Origin of the sequence: Burkholderia sp. Tr-862, assembly GCF_011753085.1 — a bacterium.
Lineage (GTDB): Bacteria > Pseudomonadota > Gammaproteobacteria > Burkholderiales > Burkholderiaceae > Burkholderia > Burkholderia ambifaria.
This window is the reverse complement of sequence record NZ_VWWG01000002.1, coordinates 76,076-88,456: the sequence shown is the minus strand read 5'-3', so window position 1 is coordinate 88,456 and position 12,381 is coordinate 76,076. Positions and strand designations below refer to the sequence as shown.

Annotated in this window: 15 protein-coding genes; 2 read left to right on the top strand and 13 right to left on the bottom strand. The window is 65.0% G+C overall.

Features of this window, described 5'->3' with window-relative positions:
• Window positions 1-7 precede the first annotated feature (7 nt).
• The 9 genes from F3J14_RS01170 to F3J14_RS01130 are packed head-to-tail and all read right to left on the bottom strand — an operon-like array spanning window position 8 to window position 8,045.
• A complete protein-coding gene (locus tag F3J14_RS01170) occupies window positions 8-280 on the bottom strand; it encodes a hypothetical protein (protein ID WP_166721410.1) in 273 nt (90 codons plus the stop codon).
• A gap of 1 nt (window position 281) precedes the next feature.
• Window positions 282-1,319 carry a DUF2184 domain-containing protein gene (locus tag F3J14_RS01165; RefSeq protein ID WP_166721409.1) on the bottom strand — a complete coding sequence of 346 codons (1,038 nt, stop codon included), beginning with the start codon at window positions 1,317-1,319 and terminating at the stop codon, window positions 282-284.
• Between the two features lie 10 nt (window positions 1,320-1,329).
• Window positions 1,330-1,818 carry a hypothetical protein gene (locus tag F3J14_RS01160; protein WP_166721408.1) on the bottom strand — a complete coding sequence of 163 codons (489 nt, stop codon included), beginning with the start codon at window positions 1,816-1,818 and terminating at the stop codon, window positions 1,330-1,332.
• 12 nt (window positions 1,819-1,830) lie between these two features.
• On the bottom strand, window positions 1,831-3,120 hold the full coding sequence (locus F3J14_RS01155) for a DUF2213 domain-containing protein (protein ID WP_166721407.1): 1,290 nt from the start codon (window positions 3,118-3,120) through the stop codon (window positions 1,831-1,833).
• Between the two features lies 1 nt (window position 3,121).
• A complete protein-coding gene (locus F3J14_RS01150; protein ID WP_168736085.1) occupies window positions 3,122-3,766 on the bottom strand; it encodes a phage minor head protein in 645 nt (214 codons plus the stop codon).
• A complete protein-coding gene (locus F3J14_RS01145) occupies window positions 3,705-5,288 on the bottom strand; it encodes a DUF1073 domain-containing protein (protein WP_166721405.1) in 1,584 nt (527 codons plus the stop codon). Before F3J14_RS01145 ends, F3J14_RS01150 begins: the two co-directional genes overlap by 62 nt.
• Window positions 5,285-6,880 (bottom strand): TerL protein, encoded by a 1,596-nt coding sequence (locus F3J14_RS01140; RefSeq protein WP_166721404.1) that lies wholly within the window; start codon window positions 6,878-6,880, stop codon window positions 5,285-5,287. The genes F3J14_RS01145 and F3J14_RS01140 overlap by 4 nt, the downstream gene beginning before the upstream one ends.
• A gap of 1 nt (window position 6,881) precedes the next feature.
• Window positions 6,882-7,361: a DUF2280 domain-containing protein gene (locus F3J14_RS01135; protein ID WP_166721403.1), complete on the bottom strand. Its 480-nt coding sequence runs from the start codon at window positions 7,359-7,361 to the stop codon at window positions 6,882-6,884.
• An 18-nt stretch (window positions 7,362-7,379) separates the two neighbouring features.
• Window positions 7,380-8,045 carry a putative metallopeptidase gene (locus F3J14_RS01130; RefSeq protein WP_166721402.1) on the bottom strand — a complete coding sequence of 222 codons (666 nt, stop codon included), beginning with the start codon at window positions 8,043-8,045 and terminating at the stop codon, window positions 7,380-7,382.
• Between the two features lie 436 nt (window positions 8,046-8,481).
• On the opposite strand from F3J14_RS01130, the gene F3J14_RS01125 reads away from it, so the two are divergent.
• The gene (locus tag F3J14_RS01125) at window positions 8,482-9,282 is read left to right on the top strand and encodes a hypothetical protein (protein WP_166721401.1); all 801 of its coding nucleotides are present in this window, start codon (window positions 8,482-8,484) and stop codon (window positions 9,280-9,282) included.
• A 130-nt stretch (window positions 9,283-9,412) separates the two neighbouring features.
• Here the strand turns inward: F3J14_RS01125 and F3J14_RS01120 are convergent, their stop codons facing one another.
• From F3J14_RS01120 to F3J14_RS35490, 4 genes are read right to left on the bottom strand one after another with little or no spacing between them, the layout of a single operon-like run.
• Window positions 9,413-9,844 carry a hypothetical protein gene (locus F3J14_RS01120; RefSeq protein WP_166721400.1) on the bottom strand — a complete coding sequence of 144 codons (432 nt, stop codon included), beginning with the start codon at window positions 9,842-9,844 and terminating at the stop codon, window positions 9,413-9,415.
• Window positions 9,841-10,170: a hypothetical protein gene (locus F3J14_RS01115; RefSeq protein WP_168736079.1), complete on the bottom strand. Its 330-nt coding sequence runs from the start codon at window positions 10,168-10,170 to the stop codon at window positions 9,841-9,843. The genes F3J14_RS01120 and F3J14_RS01115 overlap by 4 nt, the downstream gene beginning before the upstream one ends.
• Before the next feature lie 10 nt (window positions 10,171-10,180).
• On the bottom strand, window positions 10,181-10,657 hold the full coding sequence (locus tag F3J14_RS01110; protein WP_166721399.1) for a RusA family crossover junction endodeoxyribonuclease: 477 nt from the start codon (window positions 10,655-10,657) through the stop codon (window positions 10,181-10,183).
• Complete coding sequence (locus F3J14_RS35490) at window positions 10,654-11,757, bottom strand: DUF1376 domain-containing protein (RefSeq protein WP_247682088.1); 1,104 nt, start codon at window positions 11,755-11,757, stop codon at window positions 10,654-10,656. The genes F3J14_RS01110 and F3J14_RS35490 overlap by 4 nt, the downstream gene beginning before the upstream one ends.
• 95 nt (window positions 11,758-11,852) lie before the next feature.
• Here F3J14_RS35490 and F3J14_RS01095 point away from each other — a divergent pair, with 95 nt between their 5' ends.
• A complete protein-coding gene (locus F3J14_RS01095; RefSeq protein WP_166721398.1) occupies window positions 11,853-12,371 on the top strand; it encodes a hypothetical protein in 519 nt (172 codons plus the stop codon).
• Window positions 12,372-12,381: the final 10 nt, after the last annotated feature.

Below are 12,381 nucleotides of genomic sequence, written 5' to 3'. Positions count from 1 at the left end.
GGTCACCTTACTTTTTGCTGGCTTTGTCGGCCGCCTTCGCCGGCGCGGTGTCGGCTGCCGGATCCGTCGCTGCATCGGACTTCGGCGATTCCTCGTCGGAGGACTTCGCGGGCGCGGCCGCGACGCCGTCCGGCAGCGGGCCAGTGTGCGCCTTCGTGTACCAGTGGTCGGCGATGTAATCCTCGACCTCCTGTACCCCGGCGACGATGCGGTGCTCGAGCGACTCGCCCTCGTGGACGAGCCGAACGGTGAATGCCTTCAGCACGTTGATGAGCTGCATGTTACACCCCGTCCCGGTAGCCGATCGTTTCCGGATAGACGACTTCGACCACGCCGAGGCGGCCGAAATACGTCACCAGTTGGCGCAGGTCGCGGTACTCGAGCGGCGTGCGCTGCAGCGGCACCAACGGGAAGCGCACACGGCCCTTGTCCTTCGTGTACGCGACCATGCGGTTCTTGCCTGCAGCGCCGCGGCCGGTGAGCCACTTCGACGGATAGATCTCGAGCGGCCGGCCGTTGAGCTGGTTCGCGAGGCTGTTGTCCTGCAGGTAGCGCAGCACGCTGATGTTGCCGGCGTCGCTGACCTTGCGCTGGACGAGCAGCGAGAAGCTTTTCGGGTCGAGCAGCAGGCGGCCCGGGCACACCGCGTAGCCGGCTGCCGCCCACGCGCTGTTCAGCAGCTCGTTCACGTCGTCGAGCATCTGGTCCGGCGTCGCCGTCGTCCAGTTGCCCGTCTGCGCATTCGAGACGTTCTCGACCGCCGTGCTGTTCACGAGGCCCGTCACGCCGATCACGGTGTCGCCGACGTACACCTGCTCGTCGACGTCCATGTTGTGCTTCAGCTGCATGCCCTCGAACTTCTGTTGATCAACCGGGCGGCCGAGCTTCTGCGCGGATTCGAGTTCCGGAATCGTCCAGCCGATCTGCATGCCCCACAGCGTCAGCGGGTTCGGCGTCTTGCCGATGTCCAGGCCGAGGCTCTGGATCGCGTTCGCGTCCTTGCCCACCCACGACTTGCCGGCCGGCGACGGGCCGCCCGCCGCGGCGAACATCGAGTTCGTGAACGAGGACACCTCGTCGGCGATCGACACGTCCTCGCGGAGGTCGATGTCGCGCGACCAGGTGACCGATGCGAGCGGCATGTGCAGCTCTTGGTCGAGGCGTTCCAGCTCGCCGACCAGGAACGTGCCCGTGCTGTCGATCGTGCGCGCGTCGAACGTCATCATGCTGTCGCGCGTGCGCGCGCGGATGATCGCCGGCGCGCCGACGATTGCGATGCCTGCCGCGCGGGCGAGCAGCGACTTGTTGTGAGTCGTCATGTCGGCTCCCTTAGATGTTGTAAGCGATTTCGACGTTGCCGTCGGCGTCAGCGCCGGCCATGAACGTCGCGCCGGTGATGGCGATCGTGTTCGTGCCGTCGGCCGCCGCCTCGATTCCGCCGATCGGCTTGCCGGCTGCCGCCGCGGCGACGCGCACGTATACCTGGCCGTTGAGCGCAGCGACGCCTGCGTTCAGCTTCACCGTCTGGTAGCCGCGGCGCAGCACGTCGCCGATGCCCTTCGTCGGTGGCGTCGACGTGCCGAGCGGATCCTGCGAGCTCTGCGTCGGGTACGCGCGCACGAGCAGACCGTAGACGGCCGCTGCGACGTCGCCCGCGCCGATCGGCACGAACTTGCCGTTCGCGATCTTCCCGAACAGGCCGTACGCCGAGAACGGCGCGGTCGGGTCGAGCGGAACCGGCTCGATCGTCGACTGCGAAGGCCGAGTCACGTCGCCGGGAATGCCCGACGGCATGCGATACAGAATTGCGTTGCCCATGAGGCATTCTCCTTACTGGTTGGACTGACCCGCCCAGAACTTGCGGTTCTGTGCGTTGATGTCGGCGATGGTCTTCACCTTGCCGAAATCACGCGTGTTGACCTTGCCACTCGACGAGCCGGCATTGTTCTTCGCGCGCATCAGCTCAGCGGCGCCGGTGAAGATCGCGTCGACCACCTGCGCCGGCATCGTGTCGAAGTCGGGCGCGCGGCGACCGAGGAAAGGCGCGATCGCAGCGCGGCCGACGTCGGTTTCGTACGCCTGGTCGAGCGCGCGGCGCTGGCACTTGCAGAGCGCGGCCGCGCGATCCTTCGTCTTCAGGCCGTCGAGCGTCGGCAGCTTCACGCCCGGCGCGAGGATCTCAGCGCGTGCAGCGATCAGGCGCGCGGAATCGCCCGTGTACACGTCGACGCCTTCTTCGCTGACGCGACGCGACTGCTCGGCCTCGATGACCGTGTCGGTCGTCTCGTCGTCATCTTCCTCGTCGTCGTCCTCCGTTTCACGTTCGGGGTCGGCATCACGCGCCTCGATGCGCGCCATGCGGCGATCGAGCGAGCGCAGCGTCTTCAGGATCAGCGCGTTGTCGCCGGTCTTGCTCGCCTCCGCGGCCTCGCGCTTCTTACGCTCTTCCTCGGATTCTTCGTCCATCGCTTCCTGCCCTTCCTTCAGCGCCTCCTCGACGCCGGCCTCGTCCTTGGCCTTCATGGACTTCATCAGGCGATCGAGCCATGCCGGACGGCGCTGGGGCTTGCTGTCTTTCGTCTTCATCTCGGGTTCCTTATCGCCGATCGCGCAGCGCGGGCCGCAGCGGCCGCGAGGGACGATGGCTACGTGGTTGACAACGATGTTCCGCTGTACCCCGCGGCCGGGTGATACCTGTTCGTAGTCGGCCTCGTAACCGAGGCTGACCTCTTCGATTTCTTCGTCCTGCACCGCGGCGATCGTGTCCGGATGCTTGATCAGCAGGTCGGCCACCAGCAGGTCGGGCTCGGACGTGCTGCGTCGCGGGTTCAGCATCACGCCCTGCGTGAGACCCGCATAGTTCGACGGCTGAACGAAGTCGTCCGGGTGGTCGAGCGTGACGTCCTTGCCCATGCAGCTCGCCATCGTCGCGTCGCGGAACACTTCCTCCGGCGTCCGACTGATGCGGATCAGGCCGTCGGGCCCGGCCTCGATCGGCACCTCGCCGGCGGCGTACAGCATCTCGCCCGTACGCGCGACGGGCACGTCCTCGCACAGCAGGAATCCCTCGGGCGTCAGCGAGCGCTTTGGCCCGAGCTTCTGGATAGTGAAGAAGCGCATGTCAGTCCTCGGAAATGATCGGTTCGGCCCAGCACCGGCAGTTCCAGATCTGTCCGGGGTGGAAGTTCATGATTCGGCCGTTCTCGTCGACATCGGGCGGCTCGGCCCACGAGCAAACCTTGCCTTCCATCGCGCGGTGGCCGGCGCGCACGTCGCTGTCGCCACTGGTGCGCCAGATGTAATGCGTGCTGCCGACTGCGCGCGCGCGGGCCTCGGTGAGCGATGTTGCTGCGCGCGAAACCTCCGTGCGTGCGATCAGATCGGCGCGGCTCTTCGCCACCTCACCTGATTCCTGAATCGCTTTGGAGATCGCCGCGGCTCGTGTGCTGTCCTCGAGCGCCTCGATCGTGAGCCGGTGCACACGCTCGGCAGCATCCAGCGGGATCGACTTGATCAGCGTCACCTGCTCGGCCATCAGCGCGCGCATCGTCTCGCCGGTCGGCGCGTGCCGCAGCTCGTCGCGCAGTGCGCGCGACATGTCCTGCGCGTTCTGCATCCACGCCTGCTCGTCGCGACGATTCAGGTCTTCCAGCATCCGCGCGGCTGTCGCCTCGGCCCACGGCGTGAGCGCCTCGGCGTACCGCCTAAGCAACTGCTCGATGGTCGGCGCCGCGGCGGGATCGCCAGGCGGAAAGCCATCGACCAACGCGCCCACCTGCTGCGCGATCTTGCGCAGCTGCGTCCCGTACCTGCGCTCCGGACCGCTGAGGCGCACCGGGTTTCGGCGGCGTTTGCGGTCCGTCGTTCGGGTCATCAACATCGGGGGGAAGCTCCGTTTCGGGCGCGGGCGGCGGCTGGTCCTCAGCCTCCGTGATTTCCTCGTCGGTGATTGACGAGAACACGCCAGTGCGATGGCTCGACGCGCGCAGTTCCTTCATGCCGCCAGCGGGCGTCATCAGGCCCGCGTCGACCGCCTTCGTCACCGCGTCGGCGATCGTGTTGGCCGTCGTCGCCTTCTGCTCGTCGGTCATCTGCCAGAGCGCGCGGAAGTCGTACGAGAAGCCCTTCGGCGGTGCCGCGCCGAGCACCGAGCGGAACATCACCTCGAACAGCTGGTTCAGCGCGCGGCGCAGGCGGCGCTCCTGCTGCTGCTTGATGTTGTCGTAGTACGTGCGGAGGTCGGACTCGCCGGTCGCGTTCAGGCCGGCCGGCGATTGGCCGAGCAGCCGTACGAGCGGGATCTGCAGCGCGCCGGCGAGCTGCTGCGCGAACTGCAGCAGCACCGCGTCCAGGCCGGTGAATCCGTACTGGTCGATCTGCATATCGTCGTCGGCATCGATCATCGACAGCCCTTCGTTGGACTGGTACCGACGAATGAAGTCGACGTTCTTCAGCAGCGCTTCCAGCGCCGGGCCGCCCGCCGCGAGCACCTTGCGCAAGTCCTTGACCTTGAAGGTCCGGAGGTGCGCCTTGAACACGAGCTGCGCCGCGCCCATCGTGGTGCTGTCGAACGCGACGAGACGGTCGATCAGGCGCTCGATGACGGACTGACCCCACAGGTTCTCAGCGATGCGCTGCCAGTACGGCAGCGTGACGCCGTCGAAGCGCAGCACGCGGCTGTAGTGGATCCGCTGGCGCGGCAGCGCCATCGAGTCCGCGACGACGTCGTAGAACTTCGGCATGCCGAGGTCAGGGCCGGCCTCGGTGACCAGGTCGTTCAGCGTGGGCTGCACAAGCCAGCGGTCCAGCACACAGAGGCCCTTGAACTGCCCCTCGGCGATTGTGTCGAGGCGCAGCGGTTTCGAGGCGTCCTGCCCGTCGATCATCATGACCGCCAGCGCGCCGCCGTACAGCCGTGCCCACTTGATCGTGTCGCAGAGGCTGTCCCAGACCGCGAGGTTCTCGAACTCCTGGTTTAGCGCGTCCTTGTCCTCGGGCGCGATGTCGGAGCCGATCTCGACGCCCATGCGCGTCATATCCTCGGCGACAACATCGACGGCCTGGCCGACGATCCATGACGACCGGTACATTGCCTCCATCTGCACGCGGTTGCGCGAAATGAAGTCGAACCCGTACTGGTAGGCCGAGGACTGGTTCGGTGTGCCGAGGCCGACGCGCGCCTCGAAGTTCTGGAAGCTGTCCGGCGTCATCCACCGCTTCGCGTTGGCGGAATCCGCGGCCAGTGCACGGTACTGCCGCTGCTCGGCCTTGCGTTGCTTTCGATTCATCCTGCCAACCTTGTCCAGATGTCCAGAACCTGCCCGGCCGGCTGGTACGCGATCATGACCGCGTCAGCCAGGTTGGGCGACTTCGTGCCTTCCGGCGCCTTGTCGATGACGATCTTCCCGACGCCGTTCACTGTGTAGGTCGGCTGCGCGAGCTCCATCGTCAGCGCGGACAGCTCGTCCAGCCTCGGGTCGATGGAGATGATGTCGTCGGGGTTGTACGGCTTGCCCTCGACGACCGCGCGGTACGTCGCCTGGAAGCGCAGCCGCAGCGCCCACCATGACTGCGCCTTCAGGTTCGCGAAGTAATCCTTGTTCTTCCGCTCCGGGACCATCTCGCCTTCCGGGTCGTGCACCGGCCCGGAGCCGCGGAACGGCTCGTCGTTGACCGGGCGCTTGCCGATCGCGGTGCGCTGCTCGTTCAGCACGCGCGCGTCGCCGCGCACGCCCGCCCCGAGCCCGTCGGCGTCGTAGTCGAACGACTCGTAGCCCAGCTCGTCGCAGATGCCGAAGGTCTTCTCGACCGTCTCGTAGATGTCGCCGCCCTTGCCCGACCACGACCGGAGGAAGTTCAGCAGGAAGCCGTAGCGGCCCGCGAACGCGTTCTTGTCCTTGCCCTCGTCGGCGACGTCCAGACCGCCGCGGCGCGTGCCGCTCGGCTCAATGCCGAGTTTCACGTGCGCGCCGATCGCAGCCTGCACCCACGCGGACGGGATCACCACGCCCTCAACGGACGCCGCGTAGTTGATGTCGATTTCCTGCGCGACGACGACCGGGTCCAACTCGGCGCATTGCTTCGCGTACCAAGCGTCGTCCTTGCGCGGATCGTCGCGCCAGTGGAACGTGAAGACCCGCACCTTGCCGCTGTGCCGGCGCTGCGCGAATGAGTTCCCCATACCGTTCGGCGTGGAGATGTCCTGCCGGCAGTTCGTCGTCGCCGACAGCGACGCGTCGACCAGCTGCGGCCGCTCGAGGAACGCGGACTCGTCAACGATGTAGAAGCTGGCGCGGTCGCCGCGGCCGATCCCGTCGCCCGACTCGCCCGTGATCACCGACCCGGTGTCCGGGAAGATGATCCGCATGTGCGGCGCGTGCGTCCCGATGTCCCACGAACCGCGGAACTCGGCAGGCAGCAGCCGCAGGAACTCGCGCGCCTTCCAGAACAGGCTCTTCGGCGAGCCGATCTTGTCGACGTACTCTTCCTTGCGCGAGCCGAAGCCGGCCGCGACGCCCTCGTGGAACAGACAGATCGTGTCGGCCAGCCCCACCGTCAGCCACGACATACCCATGTCGCGCGTCTTCTCGGTGATGCCAGGCTGCTGCGACTTCCAGCGCTCCATGAACCACTGGCACCACTCTTCCTGCTTCGGGAACAACAGGAACGGGATCGTCGCCGGCAGCCCGCGCTCGACGTTACGCGGATCGAACGTCATGCCCCAGTCGATGATGAACTGGGCCGGGTTGTCCTTGTAGTACGTGCGCAGCGCCGGCAGCACGCCCGGGTTCGCGCGGATGCGCTTCAGCCGCTCCGCTCGCCATTCGAACACCTGCACGTAATCCGGTGCGCGGAAGTCGAACGGGAACGGGATGGGCATGCTACGGGTTCATCAGCGTGGCGTAGATCTTCGCCGCCTCCTGTGGATCGTTCGTCACAGTCGAGATCGCGGTGATCGGGCCGCCCTCCTTGCCCGTATGCTCGAGCCGGTGACGGTTCGTGAACGCGTCGCCGGCTTCCTTCGCGGCTTGTTCGAGCAGTTGGGCCATGAGCGGTAAGTTTCCGCGGTCCTCGGCGAGGCCGACGGCGCGGTCGAGTTTGCGAAGACGCACGGCGCGGTGCGCGACACCGATACGCGATGTGTCCTGCAGGAATTCCTCGCGCGTGCGCTCGAAGATCTCCCGGTACTTCTTGCTGAGCGTAGAGCCGGCGCGCTTCGTCGGGTCGTAGCGCTCGCACTGCTGCGGCGACACGTCGACGCTGAATTCCTCGCGCACGGCCTTCGCGACGCGCGAGATCGTGTCGAAGCATGCGAGCGACTGGACGATGTACACCTTGATCGCGTCGGGAAGTGCTGCCATAGCGGGAAAACGTTCGGGTTACGCGGCCCGCAGGATGCAGGTGCCGCAGGCGCGCGCGATGTCGGCGTGGCCGACTTCCGGCGCGCGGCGGGCTGCGTCGACCAGCTTCGCGGTGTCGCCGGCGCCTCCGCCCGCGCCGTAGCGCCGGACGATGCCGACGAATTCCTCGACGTCGTGCCCGCGGATGCCGAGCTTCGGCATGCCGTCCTTCGTGAATGCCGGCGCGCCGTAATCGTCGAGGCGCTGACCGATGTGATACAGCTCGTGCTCGACCAGCGCGCACCATTCAAGATCGCTGCACTCGCGCGCGTAGTGGGCGTCGAGCGTGATCAGGAAGGCCGGCACGCGGCCGAACCACTCGCAGAGCTGCTGCTCCTGCCTGGCGCGCTGCCAGCCGCCCGCGCGGATCGTGACCTCTTCGCACTGGCCGACGACGCGGCGCATCTGGCGGACGTTCTCGACGGCCGCCCAGACGTAGGCGACGTCGGCGTCAATCAGATGCGCATGGTCGTCGTTATGCAGCGGTGCACCGTCGCGCAGGAAGGTGTCGTGCACCCAGTCGTTGACACCGTCCGCCGGCGCGAGGTAGCGGAACCAGTTCGAGCCGTCGAAGAGCGCGTCAGGTGGAGCAGGACGCGGCACATGCGCTGCGTGCGCGACATCGGTTCGCTTCGGACGAGGCATGTTGTTCGCGACTGCCTGGCGAGGAATGGTTGTCGGCGTAAAATCGTCACGCCGGCTTTCACCCGGCTCACACTACTACGAGGGAATTTAGATGACGCCTTATAACGATCATGACGCACGAGAAATCGCCGTTCGACTCGTCTCCACCGCACTTCAAAGCTGTGCAATCAAGCCGGACGCGCTCCGCACTACCGGGTCACAAGAGGAAGCCGGACGATTGGACGCTGAGTACCTCGCGTCCATGATTAAAACTCTCGCCGATAAACTGCAAGGGAAGTAAAAGAAGCCCGCTGGCTTTCGCTCAGCGGGCTCGATATGTCTGGTGCCAGCAGAGCGGCGGAAACACGTCTGCACCTTTCGGCGCGCTGGCCGATCACCTCGCTGCGTCTTCCCCCGTCATCGTGCTCGCAATAATCACCCTTCCGGGAAATCAAGAATGAGTTCAACCGTCTGGTCAATTCTCACATCGGCGGCTACTAGCGCTGGGATATTCGCTCTCGGCCGACAGTGGTTAACAACGCAAATCGAACAAAGAATCAAGCATCACTACGACGTGAAGCTGGAAGATTTTCGCTCCACAAGCAACGCAAGGCTTGAGGAACTCAAAAGTCAACTATCACGAAACAATACATCCCTTGAGCTAGCCCATAGGACGCTGTCGTCGTATTCCGGACCTTTCCATCAGAAGCGCCTTGAATCGATAATGAAGTACTGGGAAACCATTATTGAAATGGAAAATAAAATGCCAGTCCAACTGTTCGTCATCGATATGTTACTTCCGTCTGAATATCCCATGGGAATTCAGAAAGGGAAGTTTACACAAATCGACAGAAATGCCGGGGCGGCTGTTATGGAAGAAATTACTCACGCCCCGATCGAGCAGGTTCGCCCGTTTGTGGGAGAGACATTATGGAATCTTCTCTACGCTTATCGAGCACTTCTAGGCCGGATGTGCTATCTATACCACGAAGGGATACGGACAAAAAACATCAAACCTTGGTTTGATGACGCTCATTGCTTAACTCTTGTGAAAAGCCTAATTTCGGAACAGCATTTCATCGAGTTCGTCAAATTGAAGGTCGGCAAATATTCGACTGTGAAGCTATACATTCGAGAACGAATCGCCACTGCAGTTGGAGCTGCGGCGAATGGAGCAACCGACAGTGAAGTTCAACTTCGTGAAGCGCACCGACTTTCTGTCGCCGCCACGGCGGCTGACCTGGATTTACAAAAGTAGGCCAAGCTCAGCTCCGTGAATGCAAAAAAACCCGCGCAGCGGACTGGGCGGGCTTCTTTACTCGCGCGCCTGCCTCCCAACAGGGAAGCAAAAGCTCACGCGCAAGGCGGAATCGGTAATCTGCCGAGGATCATAGAACAGATTCCGGCGGTTTACAACCGGTCGATGCAATTTTTCTGATGACCGACTCGGCGGTCAGCTTCACGATGCTCTGCGAGATCGCGCGGTGCGCGTCGGCGAGGACGAGCTCGAAGCGCCTGCCGCGCAGCACTGCGCCGTGCGCCTTCCGCATCCGCGTCTGCACCTGATCGGGCGCCATGCGCCAGACGTAGGTGTACTTCAGCACCCACTTCGCGACGTGGTTCGGCATCGCCGACCAGGCCGCCTCGACGAGCCAGCCGTCCTTCTGCTCGGGCGGGATCGTCATTTCGGCGAGCGCCTTGTCGCGCAGCGCGACATGCAGCCGCGCCCACTGGGCGCAGACCTCGGGCTTGAACCGCGGCGAGCGCACCGTCGCCCCCCAGTTGTCGAGCCGCTCTTCGATGCTGTCGAAACTGCTCATCGTGCACCCCGCGTCGTCATGGCGAGCACCTGCACGCTGCCGAGCCAGCCGCCGTAGCCAGAGAGGTGGCTCTTGAAATCCGGACGAATCCGCGTATCGACGTGGCCGCTGCCGCCGCACGTGCCGGCCAGCGAGAACATGCGGCCGCGCCGCTCGCCTCGCTTCGTGTCGACTCGAGTCGCCGCGCGATCGCTCGCGAGCAGATGACGCACGGTCGACAACGGCGCGCCCGAGCTGCGCGCGAGATCGTGCGCCGTGTAGCGCTGCCCGGCCTTCATGACCGACAGCACCGTGTCGACGGTGATTTTGGTGGATTTCGTCTTCAAAGGGCCCTCCCTATGCTCGCTGCAGATTCAGTTCGATTGCTTCGATGCGCACGCCCGGCGTGGCCGCGTAACGCTTCGATACCCAGAGGTCGACGACCTGGCCGTCGTCGGCGTACACCACGCCGTTCATGCCGTCCTTCAACGCCTTGACAACGTTGTCGGCGTCCGGCTTCTTCGTCGCGCCGATCGCGCCGGCTGCGGCCTCGCGTTGACGCCGCTGCGACCAGCTGGTCGGGATCGGCACGCCGATGTCGACGATCAGGCGCACCGGGCCGGCGTACGGCTCGTCGTCGCGCATTGCCTCGCGCGCGGCCATCTTCACGAGGTTCTCGTAGCGCTCGGTCGCCTCGGGCGTGAACGTGCGGACATGCGCACCGTGACGCGCGAAGCGCGGCCGCCCTTTCGCAACCGGCTTGCCGGGTACGACGAACGCGACGCGGCGCGCAATGACCGGCGCGGCGATCAGGGGCTGTTGCTCGTGGCTCATCGGCCGTTCTCCAGGATCGCGCCGGCCGCGATAGGGCCGGCAGAGTTGCGGAATGCGCGGTTGTGGTCGTCCCACCACGGGCCGTCGCCGGCCGCGTTGAACACGCGCAGCTTGAAGTCGAACGGCTGCTCGTCGGTCCCCTGCTCGGTCCCGAGCGTTCGCCCGTGCTCGACGATGCCTGTCCACGAGCGCCACCAGTCGCCGACGGTGCGCGTCCCCGTCGCGGGCTTCGCGGTGCGCGCGGACAGCAGGTCGCCGATGATCAGGTCGAGCAAGCCGATGTTGAGCGGTTGCCCGCTGCCCTCGCGTTCGCGGCGCTTGCGGCCCGTCGCGATGGCGGTTCGCAGGTCGTCGGGCGTGGCGCCACGCGTCGGCCAGCCGTGCACCCGCTCGTCGTTCGCAGCGAAGCCGACGCCGCTCGAGCGCAGGATCTCGACGAAGGCGGCGGCGGCGTTCGGCGCATCGCCCGGGACTGCCTGTGCTGTGCCGCCGCCGCTTGTCTTTAGGTTTACTTCTCCCTCTCCCTGTCCCTTGGATGCTGTTTCCCGAGGGACAGTTGGGGGGACACCACCTGTTTGTCCCGAGGGACGTTGTTCTGTTGTCCCCGGGGACACTTTGCGTTTGTCCCTCGGGACAGCATCGCGATAGTCCGGGGACAAAAATTCCTCGAACGTCGGGAATTCGATGTCGGTCCCGTGGCGCTGGTTGTGCTTCTTGATGCGTGCGCACTCGGTCTTGTAGCGCTGCTCGTGCTTCGCGGCCCAGGCGTCGCGCGCCTTCTCGGCGACGACGGGGTGATACAGCCGGCCGTCGGAGCACTTCACCCAGCCGCGCAGCGCACCCGCGCGCACCTTCTTCCATTCAGCGACGACGCGGCCGTAGCCCGCCAGCTGCGCGAGCACGCGATCGTCGTCGGGAAGCGACGCGGCCGGCACCTGGTGCCACGCCGCGCACCAGAGCAAAACCGCGGCGCGGAACTCGTCGGCCGTCGACAGCGCAGCGATGTCGCTGTCGCGGAGGCGCACGACGTCGAGCGGCATGAACGGGAAATCGCGCAGATCGCAGTCCGCGGCGGTGAGAGGATTCGGGAGCTCGGTCATACGCGCTCCACTGACCTACGGCCGGCGTGCGCCGCTGCGCTAAGATTGCGGGGTCGCGACCAGCATACGCGGCGCACCATAATGCGAGGGACCACATGGACATTGGAACGATCAGCGCGGCAATTGCCGGCGTCAGAAACGCCTACGAGCTCACAAAAACTGCGATTGCCGCTCGCGACGATGCGAAGCTCGCTGAAGCGCGCATCGAGCTTACGGATCGAGTCATGGACATTCAAAACGCCGCCGTCGCGTTGCAAGAAAAGCTGACGAACGCACGCGACGAAATCGATAAAATGAAGGAGCAGCTTCGATCCGCCAACGAGAAGATCGCCGAGCTTGATCGGAAACGTGGAATCCGCAGTCAGTACGTGCTTCATGAACTGACCGAAGGCGTGTTCGTGCTCGCAAGTAAGAACCCTGACGCGTCGCAGCCGGCGCATCTGATTTGTCAGCCCTGCATGGACAACGACAACAAGCTCGGGGTGCTTCAGCAAACCTCGAAGTACGGTGGAATCAAGCTTAAGTGCCCCTTGTGCGCTATGGAGTACCGCACCGGTAAGCACGTCCCCGCCCCTCCTCTGAAGCTTCCCGGCAATTCCTATAGTCGCTGGTAAACAGCCGTTG

Bases quoted from the DNA above. Each gene is read 5' to 3' on its own strand.
- F3J14_RS01095 (WP_166721398.1), top strand. From the start codon at position 11,853: ATGGACATTGGAACGATCAGCGCGGCAATTGCCGGCGTCAGAAACGCC.
- F3J14_RS01160 (WP_166721408.1), bottom strand. From the start codon at position 1,818: ATGGGCAACGCAATTCTGTATCGCATGCCGTCGGGCATTCCCGGCGAC.
- F3J14_RS01120 (WP_166721400.1), bottom strand. From the start codon at position 9,844: ATGAGCAGTTTCGACAGCATCGAAGAGCGGCTCGACAACTGGGGGGCG.
- F3J14_RS01155 (WP_166721407.1), bottom strand. From the start codon at position 3,120: ATGCGCTTCTTCACTATCCAGAAGCTCGGGCCAAAGCGCTCGCTGACG.
- F3J14_RS01165 (WP_166721409.1), bottom strand. From the start codon at position 1,319: ATGACGACTCACAACAAGTCGCTGCTCGCCCGCGCGGCAGGCATCGCA.
- F3J14_RS01125 (WP_166721401.1), top strand. From the start codon at position 8,482: ATGAGTTCAACCGTCTGGTCAATTCTCACATCGGCGGCTACTAGCGCT.
- F3J14_RS35490 (WP_247682088.1), bottom strand. From the start codon at position 11,757: ATGACCGAGCTCCCGAATCCTCTCACCGCCGCGGACTGCGATCTGCGC.
- F3J14_RS01145 (WP_166721405.1), bottom strand. From the start codon at position 5,288: ATGAATCGAAAGCAACGCAAGGCCGAGCAGCGGCAGTACCGTGCACTG.
- F3J14_RS01170 (WP_166721410.1), bottom strand. From the start codon at position 280: ATGCAGCTCATCAACGTGCTGAAGGCATTCACCGTTCGGCTCGTCCAC.
- F3J14_RS01130 (WP_166721402.1), bottom strand. From the start codon at position 8,045: ATGCCTCGTCCGAAGCGAACCGATGTCGCGCACGCAGCGCATGTGCCG.
- F3J14_RS01135 (WP_166721403.1), bottom strand. From the start codon at position 7,361: ATGGCAGCACTTCCCGACGCGATCAAGGTGTACATCGTCCAGTCGCTC.
- F3J14_RS01110 (WP_166721399.1), bottom strand. From the start codon at position 10,657: ATGAGCCACGAGCAACAGCCCCTGATCGCCGCGCCGGTCATTGCGCGC.
- F3J14_RS01140 (WP_166721404.1), bottom strand. From the start codon at position 6,880: ATGCCCATCCCGTTCCCGTTCGACTTCCGCGCACCGGATTACGTGCAG.